This window comes from Pseudomonas sp. NPDC079086 (assembly GCF_044542155.1).
Classification (GTDB): Bacteria; Pseudomonadota; Gammaproteobacteria; order Pseudomonadales; family Pseudomonadaceae; genus Aquipseudomonas.
The window spans coordinates 596985-619423 of record NZ_JBITTY010000002.1 but is presented as its reverse complement, the minus strand read 5'-3'; the positions used below and the strand labels follow the sequence as shown (position 1 = coordinate 619423).

The following is a 22439-nucleotide window of genomic DNA, read 5'->3' as shown; positions in this document are numbered from 1 at the left end:
TGATGCGTATGTGGCGTTTTTCCCAGCTGGTTGTCGTTCTGCTCAGTGCTTGGATTGGCCATGCGCAGGCCGCCGAATGCCCAGCGTTGTTGCAGGGGGACGTGCAGAAACTGCGCAGCGTGGAGCGTATCGATCTGTGCAAAGAGTTCGCCGGCAAGCCGCTGGTGGTGGTCAATACTGCCAGCTTCTGCGGCTTTACCCCGCAGTTCAAAGGCCTCGAAGCGCTCTATCAGCGCTACAAGGAGCAGGGCCTGCAGATTCTCGGCGTACCTTCTGATGACTTTCGTCAGGAGGCCGATAGCAGCGAAGAAACGGCCAAGGTCTGTTACGTCAATTACGGCGTGACCTTTCCTATGAGTGAAACCCAGCGTGTTACCGGTAGCGACGCACTGCCGCTATTCAAGGAGCTCGCTGCGCAAAGCCAGGCGCCGCGTTGGAATTTCTCCAAATATGTGATCGACGCTCAGGGCAAGGTGATCGCCAGCTTCCCCAGCAGTACCACCCCGGACGATCCAGCAATACTGGCTGCCGTCGAGAAGGCCATCGCTTCGCAGCGTTGAAACCCTGACGGAATAGCGCCTCACCCATCTGGGCGATAGCCCACCACCCAGTACCTCCTTAGAGTTGTGGGTACGCCGGACGCAGTTTCCCGGCGTGCCAACAAGAAAAATAAGGAGGCACCCATGCGTCGCGTTATTACTACTGCTCTAGCTGCCGCTGCCTTGGTCGGCGCGGTTGAGGCCCAAGCCGCGGGATATACCCAGACCAAATACCCGATCGTGCTGGTGCACGGGGTGACCGGTTTCGACACCATCGGCGGTCTGATCAATTACTTCCACACTATCCCCTGGAACCTTGAGCGCGATGGCGCCAAGGTCTATGTCGCCAGCGTGTCTGCACTCAATGACAGCGAACAGCGCGGTGCAGCACTAGCTAAGCAGATCGTGCCATGGGCCAGTGCCAATGGCGGCAAGGTCAACCTGATCGGCCACAGCCAGGGTTCGCCAACCTCGCGTGTTGCCGCCTCGCTGCGCCCGGATCTGGTGGCTTCGGTGACTTCGGTCAACGGTGTGAATAAAGGCTCGAAAGTGGCCGATGTGTTGCGCGGAATTATCCCCCCAAATAGTGCCATTGAAGGTGGTGCCAACGGGCTGGCAAATGCTATCGGTGCGGTGATCAACCTGCTTTCCGGCAGCAGTAATCCGCAGAACGGCCTGGCTGCGCTGAAAACCCTCACCACTGCGGGCACCACTGCGCTGAACGGTCGCCACCCCTGGGGCGTGAATAGCAGCAGCTACTGCGCCAAATCGACTGAAGTACAGAATGTACGGGGATACAACATTCGTTACTTCTCTTGGACCGGTAATACGTCCTACACCAACGTCTTCGATGCGGTCGACCCGTTCCTGGCAATCACTGGGCTGGCCTTTGGTAGCGAGAAGAATGACGGCCTGGTCGGCGTTTGCTCCACCTACCTGGGGCAGGTGATCGGTGATGGCTACAACATGAACCATGTGGATGCGATCAACCATCTGTTCGGTATTCGCGGTTGGACCGAGCCGGTTTCGCTGTATCGCCAGCATGCCAACCGCCTGAAAAGCAAAGGCGTCTGACCTTCATCCCGGCGGGCTGCGCCATGCAGCCCGCATTCTGGAGGCCATATGGCTCTGTCGTTGCGCTCAACTGTTCCTCTCTTGGTACTGGCCGGCAGCGTTGCCGGCCTTACGCTTTACTGGCAGTGGCCAGCCGCGGCTCTTCCCGTCGCGCCTAACGTTCCTGCTGTCGCTGCTGCGCCTCTCTCCGTTGCCCCCAGTCCTTTGCTGCAAACCGCCAAACCAGACCTCTCAGCTGCTAGAACACCGGAAAGCCTGCCAGGTTTGCAGGGCACCGAAGTGGATGGTGAGCTGAAGGCGGACAGCGCCGGCAATCTGCAACTGAATCTGGCGCTGCGCGATTATCTGGATTACTTCCTCAGTGCCGCCGATCAGGCCGGGCTGGAAACCGTGGTCGAGGTGATGCTGGCCGATGCACGCGGACGTTTGTCTGAGCCGGCTTTGGGTCAATTTATCGGCCTGCTGGGCGACTATATGGATTACAAACGCGCCAGCCTGGCGCTGCTGCAGCAACCCTTGAGCGGCGCTCAGCAAAGCACCCCGGATGGCCAGCTGGTTGCCTTGCAACGAGCCTTCGAGCAACTGGCGCAGCTGCGCCGGACGCACTTCTCCAACGCGGCAACCGAAGCGCTGTTCGGCGCTGAGGAGGCCTACGGTCGTTACACCCTGGATAACCTGGCTCTGATGGCCCGTGATGACCTCAGCGAGCACGGCAAAGCCCTGGCGCAGGAGCGCCTACGCGCTCAACTCCCTGAAGCCATGCGGGCGAGTGAAGAGCGTCAGGCCCAGGCGCAGGCATTGCAGATTCAGACAGACAAGCTCTGGCAGGAGGGGGGCAGCGAAGAGCAGGTGCGCCAGGTCCTTGCCTTGACCTATGATCCGCCCACGGTCGAACGCCTGCTCAGTGAGCAACGCAACGAGCGCGCCTGGCAACAACGCTATGCCGCCTACCAGCAGGAGCTTGCCGCACTACAGGGCAATGGCCTCAGTGCTGCGGATCAGCAGCAGGAGCAGCAGCGTTTGCGCCAGCGCCTATTCAGCGCCGAAGATCAGCACCGGGTGGAAACCTATGACGCCATTGCCGCCAAACAGCAGGACAGCGCTCCAGCCGAGTTGTAAACCATGAGCCTGGAGCGTCAGGAAGCGCTGCTACTGGCCCAGCAGCGCCGCGGTTACCGCCGGCTGCGTTTTACTGGCGTGCTGGAAGATGAGTTTGTTGAGCATCGGGTGCAGCGCATTCGCCGCCGTCTCCTGCTGATAATCAGTACTGCGGTGATCTTCCAACTGGTCTACGCCGCCCTCGATCTGTTGTTGCTGCCCCTCAATGCCAGCCTTGCGACCTTGCCAGTGCGACTATTGGGCATAGTCGGTGCGCTGCTGTCCTTCTTCTATTGCCGCCGCCCCCAGAGTCCGCCGCGCCGCGCCTTGCTGGTCTATGTGGCTGCTTATGCTCTGAACGGTGTTTGCGTCGCAGTAATCATTCATCTGTGCTGGAGCCTGGGCGTGGCCATGCCTTATGACGGGCTGTTTCTGGTGCTGCTATTTGGTTATGTGCTGCTGGGCGTGTCGTTCCGCGCCGTCAGTCTGGCGTCCTGGGGTGTGTGCGGGTTGTTTCTATGGCTGGGGGTGATCGCCACGGGTGGCAGCGTGGCGTTGGGTTATCAGGGCCTGTTTCTTTTTTGCGCCAATCTGATCGGCAGTGTCGGTGCCTACCTGCAGGAGCACGGCCAACGCGGCGCCTGGCTCAACCTGCGCTTGCTCGATCTGGCGCGGCAGCGTGCCGAAACTGACGATGCGCGTAAGTTACGCCTGCTGGCCGCCGCCAGCCATGATCTGCGCCAACCGCTGAACGCCATGGGCCTGTATGCCCAGCATCTGCTGGAGCAGAACCAGGACCCCAGCGTGCACCGCATCAGCAGCCGCCTGGCGATTGCCGTGGAGCAGCTCAGCCGGCTGTTGCAGTCACTATTCGACTACACCCGCCTGACCCTGCCCGGTGGGGTGCAGGCCAAGCCGCAGGTATTTGCCTTGCGCCCCTTGCTGGCGCGCTTGAGCGGAGAAAGCCGCGCCGAAGCCGAGGCCCAAGGTGTCGAGCTGCAGCTGCAATGCGCGGACCTCTGGGTGCGCAGTGACCCGCTGTTGCTGGAGCGCGTGCTGCGCAACCTGCTCAGTAATGCCTTGCGCCATGCCCAGGCGCGGCATGTCTGGTTGCATGCCCGTGTCGAACAGGGCGTGGTGCAGCTTGAGGTCGGTGACGACGGCCAAGGCCTGAGCGAAGAAGAGCAGGGTCAGGTCTTCGAAGAGTTCCGCCAGCTGGATAACCCCGGACGCAATGCCGAGCGCGGTCTGGGCCTGGGCTTAGCCATCGTCCAGCAACTGGCGCAGTTGCTTGGGCACCCGCTGCAGCTGGATTCAAGCCCAGGTGCGGGCGCACGTTTTATCCTGCATCTATCGCTGGCTGAAGCCGGCGAGTGGCAAGCACCGGCAGCCGTTGCTGCGGCCTTGAGCGGAAGGGTGTTACTGCTGGAAGACGATGCCGCAGGGCGCGAGGCGTTATCCGGTTTATTGCAGCGTTGGGGTTGCGAGGTCTGGGCGTGTACTGATCTGGCAGATGCCTTGCAATGCTTGCCGCAAGCGCGGCCTCAGGTGTTGATCAGCGATTATCGGCTGGCGGCTACCGAAGACGGCTTGCGAGCCATCGAGCGGTTACGTGAAGAAGCTGGGCGTATGCTGCCGGCCTTGCTGATTACCGCCGACGTTAGCGCGGACTTACAGGAGCGTTGCACCCGCGCTCATGTCACGTTGCTCGGTAAGCCGCTTCTTCCGGCTCGTTTGCGTCAAACCTTAGCGGTGCTGATGCCCGCGGACTTCAAAGCCAGCCCCGCTGCCGCGCCGCACTGACGCAGGCTGTTCGGGTGTGCACCGCGAACTCCTGAAACAATGATTTCAGATGGGTTTTCACCGTGTCTTCGGAGACCCCCAGCTGGCGGCTGATGGACTTGTTCGGCAATCCTTCGGCGAGCAACTGGAGAATTTCCATCTGCCGTGGCGTGAGCTGCGGTTTGTCGCCAGCCTGCGGTGCGGGGAGGGTTTCACCCAACAGTACGCGGGTTACTGCTTGGCGCAGTTCATCACTATTGGCACTTTTCGAGATAAACCCCAGTGCGCCTGCGGCCACCGCGGCCTGGGCATCCAGGTTTGAATCGCTGGCACTAAGGATTGCCACGGGCGTCATGTGCCCCTGTTGTTGCCAGCGCTGCAGCAGCTCCAGGCCCGGCATGTCGGGCAGGCGCAGGTCGAGGAGAATCAGGTCGAAGCTGGCGTGTTGCAAGCAGGCTTCGGCGGCAGCAGCGGATTCAGCGGTGTGAATCTGCAGATCGGCGCAGAGCGGGGCGAGGGCCAGGCTGAGGCCGTCGAGAAAGATCCGGTGGTCATCCACCAGTAACAGGCTGAGCTGTTCGGGCAAGGCAGTGCAGAGTGCAGTCATAAGGGCTGTCTCAGGCGGCGTTATTATTTTTGTGGGCGCCGCGCGAGTGTAACCCAAACCGCTGGTTGATTTAGAAGCGGTACGTCACTTGTGCGCCCAGGCCGTGGGCCGTGTTTTTATAGGTGGCGCTGTAGTCGTCCCGCTCGATGCGCGCATCGTCTTCCATCAGGTAGGAATAGGCCAGGTCGATGGTCACATCATCATTTGGGCTCCAAGCTGTGCCCAGGCTGAGGATCGTACGATCGCCAGTGGGGATACGTGGTGAGCGGTCGGTGTTGTTAGTCGGTGACTGGTCCACGGCCATGCCTGTGCGCAGGGTCCACTGGCGGTTCAACTTGTATGCGGCGCCTACCGCGTGAGCCCAGGTGTCGTGCCAGTTCTGTGGCTCGCTGATGCTGCTGAGGTTGCCCGCCAGTAAGCCGCCGACGCCTTTGTTGTCTGCGCGAATTTCTTCCAGGCGGCTCCAGCGCGTCCAGGTGCTACCGGCGTAAAGGGTCCAGTCGGCATTCAGTTTGTGGGTGACGGAGAAATCCACCGACTCTGGGGTGGTCAGTTCCAGCGAGGCGTCGTATGTACCGGCTGAAGACCCGATGACAAAGCCCGGGCCGGACACCGTAGTGTCGCCCTTCAGGCGGTAATCCACTTTGGAGTGGTAGGTCAGGCCGAAGCGGGTTTGTGGCGTGACTTCAAACAGCACGCCAAGGTTGTAGCCCAATGCTGTGTCGTCGCCCTTGATTTCGACCTTGCCGTCACCCGCACCAGGAATCGGGTTGTTGATGGCTGAGGTCAACTCGCCGTCGATGCGGTTGATGGTCGGCCCGAAACCTATCGATAGGTGTTCGTTAAAGCGGTAACTCAGGGTCGGTTGCAGGGTAATCACCCGCACTTCGCTGCGGTCGCCGTGGTAGCGGCCCTGGAAGTTGCGCTCGTAATCGGTCACCAGGCCAAACGGCACATACAGACCGAGGCCGAAGCTCCAGTTATCGTCCAGTGGTTTGACGTAATAACCCATGGGAGCACCGATAAACGGCACCATATCGCCGTCATTACTGCCGCTGGCAGAGCCGCTGGCGTTGTCGATATCGGTTTTTGCGTGGATCAGCGCAATGCCACCGCTGACTTGTTCACGTTTGATACGCGCCATGCCGGCCGGGTTGCCGAATACGGTACTGGCGTCATCGGCTGAGGAGGAACGGCCGGCGAAGGCGGTGCCCATGTTGCTAACGCTTTGTTCGTTGATGGCAAAACCACTGGCAAAACCATGGCTGGCGGCAGAGGCAAGGGCAAGGGACAGGCAGGTCTTGACGACTCTTCTAGTCACGGAGGACTCCTAGGTTTGAGCGGGGGCGGAAACTAACAACTTTTCATGACCCTTGCCAAGCCTGTGAAGTTCCCGAGATAGAGCGGTTTTATGTCTTTAATACGGCGCTATTTTCTGCTAATTGCGCTGATGTTGTCGGACAATGCAGGCTGTTCAACCGGGCGTCAGGCCACCTGGCTGAGGCTGCCAATGCAGCGTTGCCAGGCAGCGATAAAGTCTTTGGTGCGGCCGTGGGGTTTGAATACCCGGCGCCAGACCTGTGCCATGCCGAGCAGGTCGTCGGCGGCTGGCAGCTCGCGGTGCTCGGCTTCGATCAGCATCCAGGCAATCGCTGTGGCGTAGCGCAGATTGACGGTCAGTTCCAGATGCGGTGCGGCAAGGAAGGCATGCTGGCTGGCGAGGCCGCGCACCTGGCTGGCGAGATCCGGGTCCAGCGCCAGATGCTGATCCCAGAGCTGTTGATGGCGTAAGGCGGCGATGCGGTAAAGGCCATGGCCGTGTTTGTCATCGAGGGCAGAGCCGAGCCCCGATTGGCTGGCGGCGGCTCCAAGCAACAAGGCTTCGGCGGCGTTGGAGTGGCGGCCCAAATAGAGCAGGGTAGGGCGGATGACGTACTGGCTTAACTCGCAGGCGGCAATTCCCATACAGGCCTCGGCGAAAGGTGACCGATGGGGCCGGGGCGCTGGCAGCTTCGACTTATTCTGATAAAGGCCCCACCGGGAGCGGGGTTAGCCGCTCATGTTGAAGTGTAGTGCGACCTTTCTACTGTAAAGGGCTGTTTTTAAATTGTTTTCGGCTTTCGGTTATTGCCTATATTCCAGTTGGTGCTTAGCCATGGCCGGCTGGCAATACCCGCACTGCCAGCCTGCCTGAGCTGTAATCAGTTACCCGTGGCCACAGGTCGGGTTGGGTCAGTGATCCACTCGCTCCAGGAGCCGGCATACAACGGCGCCAATGGGTAGCCGGCCAGGCACAGGGCGAACAGGTTATGGCAGGCGGTCACGCCTGAGCCGCAGTAGGCGACCAGCTCATTGGCCGGACGCTCACCGAGTTGCGCGGCAAAGCGCTGACGCAACTGCTGCGGGCTGAGAAAGTGGCCGTCGCTGTCGAGGTTGTCAGTGAACGCCGCACACTGCGCGCCGGGAATATGTCCGGCGACCGGGTCGATCGGTTCCACTTCACCCTTGAAGCGTGGCAGACCGCGGGCATCAAGCAGGGTTAGCTGGCTATCACCGAGGCGCTGTTGCAGCTGATCGGCGCTGACCCGCAGGCTGGCGTCGGCGCTGCCGTTGAATGTGCCAGGAGCGGGCGTGGGTAGGTCTTGGTTCAATGCCCCACTGGCTTCGCGCCAGGCCTTGAGGCCGCCGTCGAGCAGGTACACACCGTCACGTTTGCCCAGCCAGGCCAGCAGCCACCAAGCCCGCGCAGCAAAGGCGCCGGGGCCGTCGTCATACAGCACCACTTCGCTGTGTGTATTCAGGCCCCATTCGCGCAGGCGTTGCAGCAGTTGTGCGGGCTCTGGCAAAGGGTGGCGACCGGTGATGCCTTTATGGATCGGCCCGGACAGGTCGCGCTCCAGATCAGCAAACTGCGCACCGGGGATATGCCCTTCGGTATAGCTACGCTGGCCGTAGGCCAGATCTTCCAGAGCAAAGCGGCAATCGAGAATCAGTAGGTCGGGCTCGGCAAGGCGCTGTTGCAATTGTGCAGCGCTGATCAGTTGGGCGAGGGGCATGCCAGTCATCCTGTGGGCAAAAGGGCTGCACGCATCATAACCTTGGGCTTTAGTGGTCTAGATGGCCTGTGCAGAAGAATTTCTATCAATAGACGCTGCATCGTGACCTTTTTATGTGCATGCTGCCTGCCCGTTTTGCTTTGACCTAGGTTGCCACGCCCCATGAAGCGCTTTGTCTTACTTGATACCGCCCCGATTCCTGATGGCTCTGGCGCACTGTGCCTGTTCGAGTATGGCGAGGACTTTGTGATCAAAATTGCCGGCGGCGATGGCGGTCAGCTGATGAACACGCGCATGCATGGCTCCGAAGATGCGTTGGCGGCGATTCCTTGTAAGAAGGTCGCCGGGCGACCGGATTCGCGGGTGCTGATCGGTGGCCTGGGCATGGGTTTTACCCTGGCTGCGGCGTTGCAGAACCTGGGCAAGACTGCCGAGGTGGAAGTGGCCGAGTTGGTGCCTGGCGTGGTGGAGTGGAACCGTGGCCCGCTGGGCGCCAAGGCCGGTTACCCGATTCTTGATCCGCGTACGCGGGTGATTCAGGACGATGTGGCTAATTGTCTGAAAAACGCCGATCAGCGTTATGACGCGATCATGCTGGACGTCGATAACGGCCCAGAAGGGCTGACCCAAAAGCGTAATAGCTGGCTGTATTCGGCCCAGGGCCTGCAGCGCTGCTATCAGGCACTGCGTCCCAAGGGCGTGTTGGCGGTGTGGTCGGCGAGTGCCGACCGGGTATTCAGCGACAAGGTGCGCAAGGCGGGTTTCAAGGTGGAAGAAGTACAGGTCTATGCCCATGGCAACAAGGGCACGCGACATACCATCTGGATTGCTAGCAAGTAGCAGTCACCACTGAGCGCTGGTATGCCCTCAGTGGTACCACCTCAGCCCAGCAGCTCGGCAAAGCCTTTATCAGCATCCAGAATCGCCGGCAGTTCATCCAGCAGGCTGCTCACATCCAGCCCTTCAAATAGCGGCCCTTGTAAGCTTTCCACCGCTTTGGGCATGTCGCCAGAGAACTCACGCAGTGCTTCGGCAATCGATACCGCTTGAGCCAGCACCCGAGGCAGTGGCATGTCGACAGGGGCTTGGTACGGTCGGCTCTGGTAGGCAATGGCCTGCTGGATCAGCTCGGGCAGCTGCCAGCGTCGCGCCAGTTCCGCGCCTACTTCGGGGAAGCCGAAGCCCAGTTGCAGGGTTTCCAGAGCCACGCGCTGCGCAGCACCTATATCTTTGCCGTTCTGGTTGAGGCGCTCAGCCAGTTCGGGCACGCCGGTCTGGATCAGCAACTCGCCAATGTTGTGCATCATCCCGCAGGTAAACGCGGTTTCCACGGCAACGCCGCGGTTCTTCGCCAGCAGCCGGCTGATGCTGGCGACCTGAAAACTGTGTGCCCAGAATCCCTTTAGATCAAACCCTGGCGGCGCCTGGAAAGCGCCGGTCACGGCTGAGGCCAGTACCAGCGTGCGCAGGGTGTTGAACCCCAGACGCATGGCTGCATCTTCAACACTGGCGGATTCACGCGCACCGCGAAACCGGGCGGAGTTGGCCAAGCGCAGCACTTTGGCGGCAATTACTGGGTCGAGTGCGATATTGCGCGCGACGCTGTCCAGGCTGGTGTGCGGGTTGTCGAACTGCTGGATCAGGTCCTGGGCGACACGAGGAATGGACGGCAAGCTGTTAATTTCGGAAAACAGGTCGTTTATATCCATGACAAAAGCCTGCGGAGAAGGTGGGAACAATGACGATAGCAGCGATTTGCCGGTGCAAATGGGCCGTGCAGATTTCTCTTGATCTGGGTCAGGAGAAACCTGCTTGCAAGTGTTGAGAAGCGGCAGGTATGACGCTGTTTCAGCGTGTGGCGGGGCCGCAGCAGCTCTAGCCTGCGGCAAGTAGCGGTGGTTTAGCGGATTTTCAGCTTACCGATGCGGTCGTTATCCAGGCTGCCGAAGTACAGGTAGTCGCCCACCGGCTTGACCGAGGTGATCATGCGCAGGTGGGTGCCGCTGGTATCGTGCAGGCTCTGGGTGATTTCCCCTTGCTCGTTGAGGGCAATGGCAAAACCGTAGGGCACGGCCTTGGGCCAAAAAGCGCGCGGCAGCTTGGCCATCTGCGTTTTCAGCCATGGATAACGGTGCAGGAAGTCAGCGTCGGCCTTGCGTGGGCTCGGCAGGGCCACCCAGAAGGTGCCGTTGCGGTCGCCCTGCAGGTTGTCCGGCAGGCCGGGCAGATTGTCGATGAAGATATCGTGTGTACCGGCCTTGTCGCCGCTCAGCCAGTAACGGGTGATGCGGTAGCGATAGGTTTCGTTGACCAGCACGAATTCCTCATTGGCCGACAGCGCCACGCCGTTGGCGAAGTACAGGTCCTTGAGTAGTACCTTGGTCTCACCGGTGGTCGGGTTGTAGCTGAGCAGGCGGCCATGGGGGCGGGCTTCGAGCAGGTCGAGCAGGTAGTCCGGTTGTTCGAAACGCTGGCTGGCATCGCTGAAATAGATGATGCCGTCGCGGGCGATGTCGAGATCGTCGCTGAATTTGAAGGGTACGCCTTCGGCTTCAGTGCTCAGTACCTTGATCTGGCCGTGAGTGTCGATGCTCAGCAATCCCTTGTAGGCATCTGCGACGATCAGGTTGCCGGTGGCGTCAAAGTCCATGCCCAGCGGGCGGCCTTTGGTGTCTGCGAAATTTTCCACGCTGCCATCAGCCTTGATACGCACGATGCGACCGTCATGCAGGCCGCTGTAGACCTGGCCCTGGGCGTCCACGGCAGTGTCTTCTGGGCCATGCACCTGGCCGCGGCCGAGCAGTTCGGCCTTCATCAGGGTGTCGTTGGGCTCCAGTACGCCAGTCATTGGCGGAATTTTGGGGGCGTCCCAGGCCAGCGGATCAATCGGGCTGGGGGTGACGCCGAGGTAGATCGCCACAGCGGCAATTAAGGCCACAAGCAGGCCAAGCAGTTTCTTCATTGTTTTTATTCCCTGTACTGAAGGTGGTTCTCAATGCAAACGGGCGCAGAATAGCGCGTCTGCGGCCTGTCGCGCATTGTGAATGCCCGGCTATCGGGCGGGGCGATATATACTGCGCGGCATTCTTCAGGGGAGAGCCGCGTGGCGATTGATATTCAGTGGATTGGCGATGACGCCAGCCTGGCACAGCATTGTGCAACCTGGCGTACGCTGGCGTTTGTGGCGGTCGATACCGAATTTATGCGGGTCGACACCTTTTACCCGATCGCCGGCCTGTTGCAGGTTAGCGAGGGCGAGCGGGCGTACCTTATCGATCCGCTGCTGATCAGCGACTGGGCGCCCTTTACCGAGTTGCTGCAAGACCCGGCGTTGGTCAAGGTGCTGCATGCCTGCAGCGAAGACCTGGAAGTGTTTCTGCGTCTGACTGGCAGTCTGCCCACGCCGTTGTTCGACACCCAACTGGCCGCTGGATACCTCAACCTGGGATTCTCCATGGGCTATTCGCGTCTGGTACAGGCGGTATTGAACATCGAACTGCCCAAAGGTGAGACCCGCTCTGATTGGTTGCAGCGGCCGTTGTCGGCCACCCAAGTCAGCTATGCAGCCGAAGACGTGCTCCACCTGGCCGAGGTGTATACGCAGTTAAAGGCGCAGCTATCGGCCGAGAAGTACGCCTGGGTGCTGGAAGACGGCGCCGAGCTGGTCAGCAATCTTTGCCGCGAAGTCGATCCGCAACTGGCCTACCGCGAAGCCAAGCTGGCCTGGAAACTGTCGCGGCAACAGTTGGCGGTGCTGAAAGCGCTGTGCACATGGCGTGAAGGTCAGGCGCGTAAACGCAACCAGCCGCGCAACCGTATTCTCCGTGAGCACTCGTTGTGGCCACTGGCGCGCACCCAGCCGGATAATCTGGTTGCGCTGGCGCGGATCGAGGACATGCACCCGAAAACCGTGCGCCAGGACGGTGAGTTTATTCTGCAACTGATCAAGCAGGCGGCGGCTAGCCCGGCTGAGGATTGGCCCGAGGCATTGCCCGAGCCACTACCGCTGGACGCTGCGTCCTTGCTGAAAAAGCTGCGCGCCATAGGTCAACAGGAAGGCGAGCGTTTGAACATCGCTCCCGAACTGATGCTGCGCAAGAAAACTCTCGAAGCCCTGCTGAAAACCGGCTATCCAAACGGGCCTTACCAGTTGCCGGAGTCGCTGCGCGGCTGGCGGCGTGAATTGATGGGCCAGGCGCTGCTTGATTGCCTGGCTGCAACCGGAGAGTCCGCGTGAAACGTATTTGCTCAATCTACAAAAGCCCGCGTAAGAACGAGATGTACCTCTACGTGCTACGCAGCGATGGACTCAAACGCGTGCCGGAGAATTTACTGCTGGCTTTTGGCCCGCCGGCTCTGGCCTTTGAGATGGTACTGACGCCTGAGCGTGTTCTCGCTCGCGAAGACATCCACAAGGTGCTGGCCAACCTCGATGAGCAGGGCTATCACCTGCAGATGCCACCACCAGAAGATGAATATATCGAGCATCTTCCCGATGAGTTGCTGCGCCGTAACGACCCGATGTAATCGCCATGTCCGCCACTGCGAATGCCCCACTGCGTGTGTTGATTGCGGAAACCGACCACGCGCTGTACGCCGAATTACTGCGTGAGCAGGCACCTGAGCTTGAACTGTGCGGCAGCGACCGTCGTGACGAGTTAGCCGAGTACGCTGCACAGTGTCCGCTCTGGCTAGGCCAGCCGGACTTGCTTGCACCCTTGCTGCGTGAGGGTATGCAACCTCAGTGGCTGCAATCGACTTGGGCCGGTATTACGCCGCTGCTGGCCAATGATTTGCCGACGACTTACCCGCTGACCCGTGCAGTCGGCATCTTCGGCCAGGTGATGGCTGAGTATGTGCTGTGTCACCTGCTATCCCATGAGCGGCAGTTGTTTGCGCGTTTGGCCGCGCAGGTGGAGCAGCATTGGGATAACCGTTTGCCGCAGAGCTTGAGGGGGCGCAAGGCGCTGATCGTCGGCACGGGCGATATCGGCTTGAGCGTGGCACAGTTTCTCGCGCCTTTTGGCCTTGAGTTGTATGGGGTTGCCAGTAGTCCACGGCATTTGCCGCCGTTTACTGAGGTGGCGGGGCTCGCTGACCTGCCGCGCCTGGTGGGCGATGCCGATTATCTGATCAATCTGCTGCCGAATACTCCGTCTACCCGTGATGTCTATGACGCAGCGCTGTTCGCTGTCTGCAAGCCCAGCACGCTGTTTATCAACGCCGGGCGCGGTGTGGCGGTGGTTGATCAGGCGCTGGTGAATGCGCTGCTACAGGGGCAATTGGCCGCTGCAGTGATTGATGTGTGCCGTGAAGAACCGTTACCTGCGGGCCATCCCTTCTGGGACGCGCCACGCTTGCAGCTTACCGGCCATAGCTCGGCGCCGACTGATCCATACCTGCTGGTGCAGCTGTTTGTCGATAATCTGACGCGCTGGCGTGCCGGTGGCGAACTGCGTGGGCTGGTGGATTTCGTTCGCGGTTATTGAATGCACGCAGCACCATTCGGCTCGTCGCCCTTGGCCGCCGCTGGCCTAGCCGCTAGACTGCCGGCCTTTTCGCCGCACACTGTACCCTCGCCATGGCCGCCAAAGTAGAACCGTTCTGGAAACGCAAAACCCTCGAACAGCTGGATCAGGACGAGTGGGAATCGCTGTGCGATGGCTGCGGCCTGTGCTGCCTGCAAAAGCTAGAAGACGAGGATGATGGCAGCGTCTATTACACGCGCATCGCCTGCAAACTGCTGGACCTCAACACCTGTCGTTGTACTGACTACAGTAACCGGCGCAAATTTGTCGCCGACTGTATCCAGCTCACTCCAGCTCAGGCCGACCAATTCCAGTGGCTGCCGCCCACCTGCGCGTATCGCCTGGTTAGCGAGGGCAAAGATCTGTTGCTCTGGCATCACCTAGTGTGCGGCGACCCTGAACAGGTGCATAAACAGCGGATCTCCCAGGCCGGGCGCATGCTGAGCGAAAACAGCGTGGCCGAGGATGAGTGGGAAGATCACATGATCTTCCGCGCCGGCTGAACCACGCCTCTGTAAAGCTGCCTAAACTCGTCCAGGCCAATGACTGGCCTTGTGGAGCCTTGCCATGTTGATCCGCCGTTTGTTGTTATCCGTTGTGCTGCTGAGCCTGAGCACGCCGCTGTGGGCGAAGAAGGTCGACCTGGATTATCGCGTACGTTTCTTGCCAGACGCGGAGCAGGCCGAAGTCAGCCTGACCTTGGCAGACGGCGCGCCGGTGATCAGCCTGGCCTTCAACTTGGGCGAAGAGGGCGTCTACAGTGACTTCAAGGCCGATGGCCAATGGACCCAAGACAGTCCTGCACAGGGTACCTGGCAACCCGGTAAGGGTAAGTCGAGCCTGACCTACCGCGTGCGGATCAACCATGAGCGCAGTCCTGGCCGCTTTGATGCACGGATTACCAAGGACTGGGCCCTGCTGCGTGGCGATGATCTGGTGCCGGCAGTAAAGCTGCGCCAAGAAGACAAAACCCAACTGATTTCGCGGCTGCAATTTGACCTGCCCAAGGGCTGGAAAAGTGTTGAAACTGGCTGGCCGCGTATCGGCAAGAACAAGTTTCGTATCGATAATCCCCTGCGCAAATTTGATCGCCCAACTGGCTGGGTTGTCGCCGGTAAAGTAGGCACCCGCCGCGCTCAGCTAGGCCAAACAGATGTGGCAATTGCTGCGCCAGTGGGTGAAGGCATGCGTCGTATGGACGTGATGACCCTGCTGACCTTCGTCTGGCCGCAAGTGCAGGCAGTATTCCCGCGTGACCCAGCCAAACTGCTGATTGTGGGCGCCGGTGATCCGATGTGGCGCGGCGGCCTGTCGGCAACCAATTCCTATTACATGCACAGCAATCGTCCGCTGGTCAGTGAGAACGGCACCAGTTCCCTGGTGCATGAACTGGTGCATGTATTCAGCCGGATCCGCGCCCGTGATCGCAGTGATTGGATCACTGAAGGCATGGCCGAGTACTACGCCATCGAACTGATGCGCCGCGCCGGTGGCATAAGCGAGGAGCGTTACCAGAAAATTCGTGAGCAGATGATTAGCTGGAGCAAGCCGGTTAAGAGCCTACGCACGGATAACTCCAAAGGTCCGGTAACCGCCCGCGCTGTTCTATTGCTGCAGGAGCTGGACCGGGAAATTCGCCAGGCCACCAAGGGCAGCACTCAGCCGCGCTCATTGGATGACGTGACCCGTGGCCTGATGCGTCTAGACAAGGCGAGCACCAAAGACTTTATCGAAATCAGCGAGAACGTCATGGGCGGCGCCTCCGATGTGCTGGACAACAAGCTGTTGCGCTAGCCCCACGCCCTGAGTAAGCATGCGGCGCAGTTGCTGATCTGGAGTGCCGCATGCGCCGCCTACCTTCGCTTACCGCCTTGCGCACTTTTGAGTGCGCTGCTCGGCACGCCCATTTTGGTCGAGCGGCGGCTGAGCTGTGCGTCACCGACAGCGCGGTCAGCCACCAGATTCGTCAGTTGGAAGAACAACTCGGCACGCCGTTGTTTGCCCGCGAAGGGCGTCAGGTTGTACCAACGCCTGCTGCGCGGCGTTTGCTGCAGCGTTTGCAGCAGGCTTTCGAGCTGATTGGCGAGGCCTGCGACGAGTTGCGAGATCCCGGCTCGCAGGCGGTGCTGCGTATTGCGGTAACGCCCGAGCTGGCGCAGAAGTGGCTGGTCAGTCGTCTGGCCGATTTCAGCGACCGCTATCCGCAGATCACCCTGCATCTGCACGAGCAGCCGCTTGAGGCCTGCTTGCCGAGCCCGGATATCGACTTGGCGATCACCTACGGCACCGGCCCAGAGGATGCTAGTGCCTACTTCGTGCGGCCGCTGCCGACCCTACAGTTCTTTCCGGTGTGCAGCCCCAGTCTGTTCAACCAAGGTGGGCTCAAGCATCCGCGTGACCTGGCCCGGCATGGTCTGCTGCACGATGATCAGGATGGCAAAACCTGGACCGCCTGGCTGACCACCCATGCCGGCGACATTCAGCCGGCGCGTCATCTTTATCTTGGTCATGCCGGTCTAGCGCTGGAAGCCGCGGCGCAAGGGCAAGGCGTGGCCATGGGTGACAACCTCACCGCTGCCGAAGACTTGGCCAGCGGCCGTCTGGTGCGACCGTTCAATGCCAGCGTGGCGGCGCTTGGGCAGTATGCGTTGGTCTGCGAGCGCATCCGTCTGGAGAAACCAGCGGTGGCTGATTTCTTAGATTGGCTGGGTTATCACCTGGCTGAATAATGAATTGAATTCAGCTATTCCGTAATTATCGTCGTTGGAACCTCGGTCAACGCGCCGCGTACTGTGTGGCCATCTTCCCCACAGGCATAAGGTGCATCCGATGGCGCGTTCCCTGACTTCTCTCCCTAAAACCGATGGCTTCCGTCTGCCCGGCGAATTCGAACCCAAGGCCGGCTGCTGGCTCGGCTGGCCGGAGCGCACCGACGTCTGGCGCAACGGTGCCAAGCCAGCGCAGAAGGTCTGGGTGGATATCGTCACGGCGATTGCCAGTAGCGAACCCGTGACCGTCTGCGCCTCGGCCAGCCAGTACGCCAATGCGCGTCGCCAGCTGCCGGCCCATGTACGGGTGGTGGAAATGACCTGCAACGACACCTGGTTTCGCGACAGCGGCCCAGCCTTTCTGGTCAATGACGACAGCGGCGAAGTACGCGGTGTGGACTTCGAGTTCAACGCCTACGGTGGTCTTGATGGCGGGCTCTACTACCCGTGGGACAAGGATGATCAGATTGCGCAGAAGATCCTCGAAATCGAAGGCTATGATCGCTATCGCGCGCCCTTTATCGCTGAAATGGGCGGTATCCAGACCGATGGCCAGCGCACCCTGCTGACCACCGAACAGTGCCTGCTTAACCGCAATCGCAACGCTCACCTGGGCAAGGACGAGATGACCCGCCGGCTCAGCGATTACCTCGGCGCTGAACAGGTGATCTGGTTGCCACGCGGCTGCAAGTTCGATGAAACCGACGGCCATATCGACGACCTGGCCTGCTTCGTCCGCCCTGGCGTGGTGGTGCAGCAATGGACTGATGACCGCTCGGACCCGCAGTGGGAAATCTACCAGGAGGCTTACGACATCCTGCGCAGCACCCGTGACGCCCGCGGCCGTGCGCTGGAAGTGCACAAGCTGCCGCAACCGCGCGTACTGGAATGGACAGCGGAGGAAGCCGAGGGCCTGGATCAGGCCGACGCTACTCACACGCGGCAGGCCGGTACGCAAATCTGCGCGTCCTACATTAACTATTATGCCGGCAACTCGGCCATCGTCGTGCCGCTGTTCAATGATCCCTGTGACCGCGTAGCACAGGCGACCCTGGCCGAACTGTTCCCCCAGCATCGAATTCTTGGCATCGAGAATTCACGGGAGATCCTTCTCGGTGGTGGCAACGTCGCCTGCATCACCATGCCGCAATACGCCGCGCCCAAGCGCGCTTAGGAGGCTTCGATGAAACTGCATACCAGTCTGTTGGCTCTGAGCCTGGCCGCAAGCGTTCAGGCGCTGGCGGCCGAGGCGCCGAAGCAGGTCAATCTGTTTATCTGGGGCGAGTACCTGGCACCGGACACCCTGAGTAGCTTCGAGCAGAAGACCGGAATCAAGGTGGTGGTCGACCACTTCGATTCGCTGGAAACCGTGGAGACCAAACTGCTCACCGGACGCAGCGGTTATGACCTGGTGCTGACGGCGGGTCAGCATTTGCAGAGGGCGATCAAGAGTGGCGCATTGCAGCCTCTAAACAAGGCCGCATTGCCGCATTTCAGTGGACTTGATCCGGAGTTCACCGGGCATATGGCCGCCTTCGATCCGGGCAACCGTTATGCCGGTTTGTATGTTTGGGGCACCACGGGTTTTGGTTATCAGCAGCAGGCCATCGCCAAGCGTATGGCTGATGCCCCCACTGACAGCTGGGCCATGCTGCTTGATCCCGAGGTGGTGGCGAAGTTTGCCGACTGTGGGGTGAGTTTTCTCAATGACCCCAATGAGGTGTTTGCCGCCGCGTTCCGTTATCTGGGACTGGATATCAACAAGCAGCGCCTGGATGACCTGAAGCTGGCCGAAGCGCACCTGGCCAAGGTGCGGCCCTCGATTCGCTACTTTGATAACGACCGCAACATCACAGATCTGGCCAATGGCGACACTTGCCTGGCCATGTCATGGAACGGCAATGTGTCGATTGCCGCGGGCCAAGCGCAGCAGGCGGGCAAGCCCTATAGCCTGCACTACAGCATTCCACGCGAAGGCACGCTGATCTGGTTTGATGCGATGGTGATCCCCAAGGATGCACCGCACCCTGAGGCCGGCCTGGCGCTGATGGACCATTTGATGACACCAGCGGAAATCGGCGCGATCACTAACACCATTTATTACGCCAACGCGGTGCCAGCGGCCAATAGCACAGTTGATCCGGCCATCCTCGCCGACCCTGGCACCTACCCACCGGCCGCCGTGCGTGCGCAGCTATACACCAAGAACGACAATGCCAAGGCATTCAACCGCGCATTGACCCGCGCCTTCAGTCGGCTCAAGTCGGGGTTGTAGCGGCTGGGTTACGGCTTACTTGAGACCAAGGCCGGATTTGGTGTTCAAACCCTTGGCCATACGGTCGTAGAGCACCACATTGACGGTGGCAGCGAGGTTCATGCAGCCCTGGGTAGGGATGTAGATCACGTCCTCACACCAGTCGAGGACTTCCTTGCTCAGCGAGCCATCTTCGGGGCCGAAGATATAGATGGCGCGGTCGGGGTGGGTGTATTGCGGCAATGGTCGCCCACCTTCGACCAGTTCTACGGCGACTGGCGTACAGCCGATGGGAATGATCTGCTGCAGGTCTTCAACGCCAATCAGCGGAATATCCATATAGATACGCTGCGTGTCGGTAACGAAGTCGCGGGCACGCGCATAGCGTTTGCCGCTGTAAAACACTGAGGCCGCTCCATAGCAGCCTGCTGCGCGCATTACCGAACCGACGTTTTCTGGGGATTTTGGGTTGAACAGGCCGATGCAGGCATATCTCTTGTTGGCCACGGTGGTACTCGCAGAAAATTTTCGGGGAGATTTTGACGCCGGGCCAAGGGTGGCGGGCGACAAAAAAGACGCGAGTATACCTGTATGGTAGCTGCCTGATTTTTCTAGGAGTCGGCTTGCTGGCGATGCGATTAGCCCTCAGACCGTCAGCAAGCGGGTTTCTATGGCATTGCGCTACTGTTTTTTCAGCCTTGCAGCCAGGTCAGCGAAGGGGTTATGGGTCGCCTGGGCGATTTTAGGGCTGCTCAGCGAGCCTTCGCTGAAGTACTGCTGGTCGGTGTAGCGCGAGTGCTCGTTGTCATGACAGAACAGGCACAGCAACTCCCAGTTGGAGCCGTCCTGCGGGTTGTTGTCGTGGTTGTGGTCGCGGTGGTGCACGGTCAGTTCGCTCAGGCGCTTGCCAGAGAACTCGCGGGCGCAGCGGCCGCAGACGTGCGGGTACATCTTCAGCGCCTTGTCGCGGTAGCCTTCTTCACGTGAACGCTGTGTGTCAGCAAGGATGCGGTCAAGCTTGCTGGTGGCGGAGGGGGATTTATCGCTGCTCATCTGGAGTCTCGTGCGGTGGCCTATGCCGTCAGTCTAGCCTTGCCGGCGGTCAGTGAGAACTGCCCGCGCGGCACTTAACAGCGTAGCCGAGGCCCAAGTGAGTAACTGTATGGGAGATACCCGCATGCGCTTGACCACCCTGTTAATTGTTCTCACCACACTGACCAGCACGTCGCTGTTGGCTCAGCAACCGCCAAAAATGCCAGCCCCGGCACCTGCAGCTGGTACCCCGGGTACGGCTACCCCGCAACCCTATGCGCCGGCCGCGCCGCAGCATCTTCCAGCGCCGGCCCGCAATAACCCGCCGCTGCTCAAGCAGGCGCCGCTGCCAGAGTCCAGTCAGCCGCGACGCGATCAGGAACTGCCGTTGATAAAAGAACAGCGCGAGCGCAATACGCAGCCGCTGGAAAAATCGACTCAATAACGGGTTGCTAGAGCTGCTGCTCGACTAGCTGCCCATCGGCCATACGCAGGCGCCTCGACATGGCGATGGCAATCGCGCGAATTACCTTGGCGGCGGTCTTTGGGGCTTCGCTAAGCATCTTGTCCAGAGAATCCCTGGCCAGCATCAATAAGCTGCAGTCACTCACGGCAATGCAAGTGGCTGAGCGGCGCTCGCCATCGAGTACCGCCATCTCGCCGAAGGCACGGCCCTTGCGCAGTTTTGCCAGTTCGATGGTTTCGCCGCTGGAGTTGATCTTGCGCACCGATACCGCCCCCGCATGGATGATGCACATAAACGTACCCGGGTCGCCTTCGCGGCAGATGCTCGCGTCCGGGGCGCATTTACTCATATTGAAATAACCGGCGGCGCTGAGCAGCTCGTTGGGCGTGAGGCTGTCAAACAGGCCGCAATCGAGCAGCATGTCGCGTATTTCATCAATCAACTGGGACTGGGCGGGCATGGACGGCAGCCTGGATAAACGTAGCGCGAGGTCAGTCGCATACGTTGACCTTAGTCGCCCGCTACCTGGCTCGCCAGCGCATTCGCTGCTTACTGGCGAGTGGCCTGGGTGGGTATTTACGCTTTAGAAACTAAAGCGCCGCATTACACCTTGTAAGCGCCCGGACATGGCCTGCAGGGCCTGAATCGCCTGGACGATGCCGCCTTGTGCGGCAGAGTTTTCTTCGACGATCTGCGCAACAAGTTCCACGCTCATGGCCACTTGCTCGCTGGCCGCCCGCTGCTCTTGTAGCGAAAGCGAAATCCCGCTGACGGCTTGCAGTGATTCATTCAGCGCCAGGCGAATCTCCGTCATCGAACTGCCTGCCTGATCCACCAGTTGGGTGCCGATACTGACCCGCTCACAGCCGGCGGCCATGCTGCTTTTCGCCTTGGTCATGCCGCTGTGAATGGCATCAACCAGGGCGATGATTTCAGTGGTGGAGTGGGCCGTGCGCCCGGCCAGGCTGCGCACTTCATCGGCCACCACAGCAAAGCCGCGGCCTTGTTCGCCGGCGCGTGCGGCCTCGATGGCGGCGTTGAGGGCGAGCAGGTTGGTTTGCTCGGCAATGCCGCGAATTACGTCGACGATGGCGCTGATATTACGTGATTGCGCAGCCAGGGTTTCAACATCCTGCGAGCTCTCGGCCACCAGCTCGGCGATCTTGTGCATTTCTGTGGTGGCGCGGGCCATGACCTGAATGCCTTCATCAGTCATGTCGCCGGCTTTCTTCGCCATGTCGTAGGTTTGTTGGGCGTTATCGGCGATGTGGTTGATGCTCACCGCCAGTTGCTCGACGGTGGCGGCCATGGCGGAAGCCGTATCGCTCTGTACGTTGGCGCTGGTCAGCACCTGTTCGGAAGAGGCGGCCAGCTGCAGGGTGGCGCATTCGATCTGCTCGGAGGCTTCGCCAATATTGCCGATCATGTCCTGCAAGCCACGGCGCATGCTCTGCACGGATTTCATCACACCGGTCATCACCTGGTTGCCCAGGCTTTTGCCGCCGCCCAGGCGGCCTTCGGCAATCCGTGCGCTAATTTCTTCCAGCTCGCCAGGCTCAGCGCCCAGCTGCCGGCTCATCAGGCGAATAAAATAGAACACCTGCGCCATACCAATCAGCAGAGCAATCAGCAGCACACTGATGCTCAGGTTGAGGTTGCTGGCATAGGCGGCTTCACCCAGTTGGTACTGGCGCTTGGCTTCGAGCAACTGCACGTCGATCAGCTCAGCAAATTTCTCTGACAGTGGGTCGATCAATGGGTAGAGCCGCTGGCTGGCAAAGGCTTCGATGCCGGCTTTATCGCCACGGTTGAGTAGGCTTTGCAGCTCATCCAGTGGTTGCTGGGCCTGTTGCATAAGCGGGTTGATCTGCTCGATCAGCTGGCTCTCTTCGCGGATCAGTTCGGTGACCAGGTACGCCTGCCAGGTTTCCTCGATACGCATCTGGGCTTGCTCGATCAGCTGTTGTGCTGTTTTTTCATCCAGCTCACCGCTGCGCGCTTTGTGGGTCGCATCAACGATATTGACCGCATACAGGTCGGCAATCAGTTTGAGGTCGCGCAGCGGCACCACGCGGTCCAGGTACACCGTTTGCAGCCCTTTTACGGTGGCCTGCAAGCCATACAGGCCAAGACCGCCGACACACAGCAGGCCAAGAAGCAGGCAACCGGCAAGTAGGAAAAGGTGAGTTCTGATCTTCCAGTTTTTCATCACAGACCGTCCATGGTGAGCAGGCA

General features: G+C 60.2%; 24 protein-coding genes and 1 pseudogene. 14 read left to right on the top strand and 11 right to left on the bottom strand.

Annotated features, from left to right (window positions below; genetic code table 11):
- Window positions 1-8: 8 nt before the first annotated feature.
- From ACIGEK_RS12390 to ACIGEK_RS12375, 4 genes are all read left to right on the top strand, one after another.
- Complete coding sequence (locus ACIGEK_RS12390) at window positions 9-560, top strand: glutathione peroxidase (protein ID WP_397493602.1); 552 nt, start codon at window positions 9-11, stop codon at window positions 558-560.
- A 123-nt stretch (window positions 561-683) separates the two neighbouring features.
- Window positions 684-1613, top strand: coding sequence for an esterase/lipase family protein (locus tag ACIGEK_RS12385; RefSeq protein ID WP_397493601.1), 930 nt, complete (start codon window positions 684-686; stop codon window positions 1611-1613).
- Between the two features lie 48 nt (window positions 1614-1661).
- Window positions 1662-2732 (top strand): lipase secretion chaperone, encoded by a 1071-nt coding sequence (locus tag ACIGEK_RS12380; protein ID WP_397493600.1) that lies wholly within the window; start codon window positions 1662-1664, stop codon window positions 2730-2732.
- 3 nt (window positions 2733-2735) lie between these two features.
- On the top strand, window positions 2736-4514 hold the full coding sequence (locus ACIGEK_RS12375) for a hybrid sensor histidine kinase/response regulator (protein ID WP_397493599.1): 1779 nt from the start codon (window positions 2736-2738) through the stop codon (window positions 4512-4514).
- Here ACIGEK_RS12375 and ACIGEK_RS12370 read toward each other — a convergent pair.
- From ACIGEK_RS12370 to ACIGEK_RS12355, 4 genes are all read right to left on the bottom strand, one after another.
- Window positions 4483-5100, bottom strand: a complete 618-nt coding sequence (locus ACIGEK_RS12370; protein WP_397493598.1) for a response regulator — start codon at window positions 5098-5100, stop codon at window positions 4483-4485. The genes ACIGEK_RS12375 and ACIGEK_RS12370 overlap by 32 nt on opposite strands.
- Before the next feature lie 70 nt (window positions 5101-5170).
- Window positions 5171-6421, bottom strand: coding sequence for an OmpP1/FadL family transporter (locus ACIGEK_RS12365; protein WP_397493597.1), 1251 nt, complete (start codon window positions 6419-6421; stop codon window positions 5171-5173).
- Between the two features lie 164 nt (window positions 6422-6585).
- Complete coding sequence (locus ACIGEK_RS12360; protein ID WP_397493596.1) at window positions 6586-7065, bottom strand: hypothetical protein; 480 nt, start codon at window positions 7063-7065, stop codon at window positions 6586-6588.
- A 236-nt stretch (window positions 7066-7301) separates the two neighbouring features.
- On the bottom strand, window positions 7302-8156 hold the full coding sequence (locus ACIGEK_RS12355) for a sulfurtransferase (protein ID WP_397493595.1): 855 nt from the start codon (window positions 8154-8156) through the stop codon (window positions 7302-7304).
- A gap of 162 nt (window positions 8157-8318) precedes the next feature.
- On the opposite strand from ACIGEK_RS12355, the gene ACIGEK_RS12350 reads away from it, so the two are divergent.
- Window positions 8319-8996 (top strand): spermidine synthase, encoded by a 678-nt coding sequence (locus ACIGEK_RS12350; protein WP_397493594.1) that lies wholly within the window; start codon window positions 8319-8321, stop codon window positions 8994-8996.
- 41 nt (window positions 8997-9037) lie between these two features.
- Here the strand turns inward: ACIGEK_RS12350 and ACIGEK_RS12345 are convergent, their stop codons facing one another.
- Together ACIGEK_RS12345 and ACIGEK_RS12340 are read right to left on the bottom strand one after the other, a co-directional pair.
- On the bottom strand, window positions 9038-9865 hold the full coding sequence (locus ACIGEK_RS12345) for an HDOD domain-containing protein (protein WP_397493593.1): 828 nt from the start codon (window positions 9863-9865) through the stop codon (window positions 9038-9040).
- A gap of 191 nt (window positions 9866-10056) precedes the next feature.
- On the bottom strand, window positions 10057-11118 hold the full coding sequence (locus ACIGEK_RS12340; RefSeq protein WP_397493592.1) for an SMP-30/gluconolactonase/LRE family protein: 1062 nt from the start codon (window positions 11116-11118) through the stop codon (window positions 10057-10059).
- A 141-nt stretch (window positions 11119-11259) separates the two neighbouring features.
- Between ACIGEK_RS12340 and rnd the strand changes: the two genes are divergently transcribed.
- The 8 genes from rnd (at window position 11260) to ACIGEK_RS12300 (ending at window position 18727) form a co-directional block, all read left to right on the top strand.
- Entirely contained in the window at window positions 11260-12393 is a 1134-nt protein-coding gene (gene rnd / locus ACIGEK_RS12335) for a ribonuclease D (RefSeq protein WP_397493591.1), read from the top strand.
- On the top strand, window positions 12390-12683 hold the full coding sequence (locus ACIGEK_RS12330) for a YcgL domain-containing protein (protein WP_090253148.1): 294 nt from the start codon (window positions 12390-12392) through the stop codon (window positions 12681-12683). The genes rnd and ACIGEK_RS12330 overlap by 4 nt, the downstream gene beginning before the upstream one ends.
- Before the next feature lie 29 nt (window positions 12684-12712).
- Window positions 12713-13645 carry a D-2-hydroxyacid dehydrogenase gene (locus ACIGEK_RS12325; RefSeq protein ID WP_397494011.1) on the top strand — a complete coding sequence of 311 codons (933 nt, stop codon included), beginning with the start codon at window positions 12713-12715 and terminating at the stop codon, window positions 13643-13645.
- A gap of 92 nt (window positions 13646-13737) precedes the next feature.
- Complete coding sequence (locus ACIGEK_RS12320) at window positions 13738-14187, top strand: YcgN family cysteine cluster protein (RefSeq protein WP_397493590.1); 450 nt, start codon at window positions 13738-13740, stop codon at window positions 14185-14187.
- Between the two features lie 64 nt (window positions 14188-14251).
- Window positions 14252-15478 (top strand): hypothetical protein, encoded by a 1227-nt coding sequence (locus tag ACIGEK_RS12315; RefSeq protein ID WP_397493589.1) that lies wholly within the window; start codon window positions 14252-14254, stop codon window positions 15476-15478.
- A gap of 50 nt (window positions 15479-15528) precedes the next feature.
- Window positions 15529-16413, top strand: coding sequence for a LysR substrate-binding domain-containing protein (locus tag ACIGEK_RS12310; protein WP_397493588.1), 885 nt, complete (start codon window positions 15529-15531; stop codon window positions 16411-16413).
- A gap of 100 nt (window positions 16414-16513) precedes the next feature.
- The gene (gene aguA / locus ACIGEK_RS12305; RefSeq protein ID WP_397493587.1) at window positions 16514-17626 is read left to right on the top strand and encodes an agmatine deiminase; all 1113 of its coding nucleotides are present in this window, start codon (window positions 16514-16516) and stop codon (window positions 17624-17626) included.
- A gap of 9 nt (window positions 17627-17635) precedes the next feature.
- Window positions 17636-18727, top strand: coding sequence for an extracellular solute-binding protein (locus ACIGEK_RS12300; RefSeq protein WP_397493586.1), 1092 nt, complete (start codon window positions 17636-17638; stop codon window positions 18725-18727).
- Between the two features lie 15 nt (window positions 18728-18742).
- Here the strand turns inward: ACIGEK_RS12300 and ACIGEK_RS12295 are convergent, their stop codons facing one another.
- Both ACIGEK_RS12295 and ACIGEK_RS12290 read right to left on the bottom strand, forming a co-directional pair.
- Entirely contained in the window at window positions 18743-19213 is a 471-nt protein-coding gene (locus ACIGEK_RS12295) for an RNA methyltransferase (protein ID WP_397493585.1), read from the bottom strand.
- Between the two features lie 174 nt (window positions 19214-19387).
- The gene (locus ACIGEK_RS12290) at window positions 19388-19759 is read right to left on the bottom strand and encodes a YajD family HNH nuclease (RefSeq protein ID WP_397493584.1); all 372 of its coding nucleotides are present in this window, start codon (window positions 19757-19759) and stop codon (window positions 19388-19390) included.
- A 124-nt stretch (window positions 19760-19883) separates the two neighbouring features.
- Here ACIGEK_RS12290 and ACIGEK_RS12285 point away from each other — a divergent pair, with 124 nt between their 5' ends.
- Entirely contained in the window at window positions 19884-20183 is a 300-nt protein-coding gene (locus ACIGEK_RS12285; protein ID WP_397493583.1) for a hypothetical protein, read from the top strand.
- A 7-nt stretch (window positions 20184-20190) separates the two neighbouring features.
- Here the strand turns inward: ACIGEK_RS12285 and ACIGEK_RS12280 are convergent, their stop codons facing one another.
- The 3 genes and pseudogenes from ACIGEK_RS12280 to ACIGEK_RS12270 form a co-directional block, all read right to left on the bottom strand.
- Window positions 20191-20664, bottom strand: coding sequence for a Crp/Fnr family transcriptional regulator (locus tag ACIGEK_RS12280; protein WP_397493582.1), 474 nt, complete (start codon window positions 20662-20664; stop codon window positions 20191-20193).
- A 123-nt stretch (window positions 20665-20787) separates the two neighbouring features.
- On the bottom strand, window positions 20788-21396 hold the full coding sequence (locus ACIGEK_RS12275) for a methyl-accepting chemotaxis protein (protein ID WP_397494010.1): 609 nt from the start codon (window positions 21394-21396) through the stop codon (window positions 20788-20790).
- A 489-nt stretch (window positions 21397-21885) separates the two neighbouring features.
- Window positions 21886-22413: pseudogene (locus ACIGEK_RS12270) on the bottom strand (Tar ligand binding domain-containing protein); the annotation flags it as partial.
- Window positions 22414-22439 lie beyond the last annotated feature (26 nt).

What these genes read in the sequence shown, in the direction of transcription:
- ACIGEK_RS12310 (WP_397493588.1), top strand. Translation starts at nt 15,529, where the DNA reads ATGCGCCGCCTACCTTCGCTTACCGCCTTGCGCACTTTTGAGTGCGCT.
- ACIGEK_RS12290 (WP_397493584.1), bottom strand. Translation starts at nt 19,759, where the DNA reads ATGAGCAGCGATAAATCCCCCTCCGCCACCAGCAAGCTTGACCGCATC.
- ACIGEK_RS12345 (WP_397493593.1), bottom strand. Translation starts at nt 9,865, where the DNA reads ATGGATATAAACGACCTGTTTTCCGAAATTAACAGCTTGCCGTCCATT.
- ACIGEK_RS12390 (WP_397493602.1), top strand. Translation starts at nt 9, where the DNA reads ATGTGGCGTTTTTCCCAGCTGGTTGTCGTTCTGCTCAGTGCTTGGATT.
- ACIGEK_RS12355 (WP_397493595.1), bottom strand. Translation starts at nt 8,156, where the DNA reads ATGCCCCTCGCCCAACTGATCAGCGCTGCACAATTGCAACAGCGCCTT.
- ACIGEK_RS12370 (WP_397493598.1), bottom strand. Translation starts at nt 5,100, where the DNA reads ATGACTGCACTCTGCACTGCCTTGCCCGAACAGCTCAGCCTGTTACTG.
- ACIGEK_RS12315 (WP_397493589.1), top strand. Translation starts at nt 14,252, where the DNA reads ATGTTGATCCGCCGTTTGTTGTTATCCGTTGTGCTGCTGAGCCTGAGC.
- ACIGEK_RS12385 (WP_397493601.1), top strand. Translation starts at nt 684, where the DNA reads ATGCGTCGCGTTATTACTACTGCTCTAGCTGCCGCTGCCTTGGTCGGC.
- ACIGEK_RS12350 (WP_397493594.1), top strand. Translation starts at nt 8,319, where the DNA reads ATGAAGCGCTTTGTCTTACTTGATACCGCCCCGATTCCTGATGGCTCT.
- ACIGEK_RS12280 (WP_397493582.1), bottom strand. Translation starts at nt 20,664, where the DNA reads ATGCCCGCCCAGTCCCAGTTGATTGATGAAATACGCGACATGCTGCTC.
- ACIGEK_RS12275 (WP_397494010.1), bottom strand. Translation starts at nt 21,396, where the DNA reads ATGGCCCGCGCCACCACAGAAATGCACAAGATCGCCGAGCTGGTGGCC.
- ACIGEK_RS12360 (WP_397493596.1), bottom strand. Translation starts at nt 7,065, where the DNA reads ATGGGAATTGCCGCCTGCGAGTTAAGCCAGTACGTCATCCGCCCTACC.
- ACIGEK_RS12380 (WP_397493600.1), top strand. Translation starts at nt 1,662, where the DNA reads ATGGCTCTGTCGTTGCGCTCAACTGTTCCTCTCTTGGTACTGGCCGGC.
- ACIGEK_RS12285 (WP_397493583.1), top strand. Translation starts at nt 19,884, where the DNA reads ATGCGCTTGACCACCCTGTTAATTGTTCTCACCACACTGACCAGCACG.
- aguA (WP_397493587.1), top strand. Translation starts at nt 16,514, where the DNA reads ATGGCGCGTTCCCTGACTTCTCTCCCTAAAACCGATGGCTTCCGTCTG.
- ACIGEK_RS12375 (WP_397493599.1), top strand. Translation starts at nt 2,736, where the DNA reads ATGAGCCTGGAGCGTCAGGAAGCGCTGCTACTGGCCCAGCAGCGCCGC.
- ACIGEK_RS12320 (WP_397493590.1), top strand. Translation starts at nt 13,738, where the DNA reads ATGGCCGCCAAAGTAGAACCGTTCTGGAAACGCAAAACCCTCGAACAG.
- ACIGEK_RS12340 (WP_397493592.1), bottom strand. Translation starts at nt 11,118, where the DNA reads ATGAAGAAACTGCTTGGCCTGCTTGTGGCCTTAATTGCCGCTGTGGCG.
- ACIGEK_RS12300 (WP_397493586.1), top strand. Translation starts at nt 17,636, where the DNA reads ATGAAACTGCATACCAGTCTGTTGGCTCTGAGCCTGGCCGCAAGCGTT.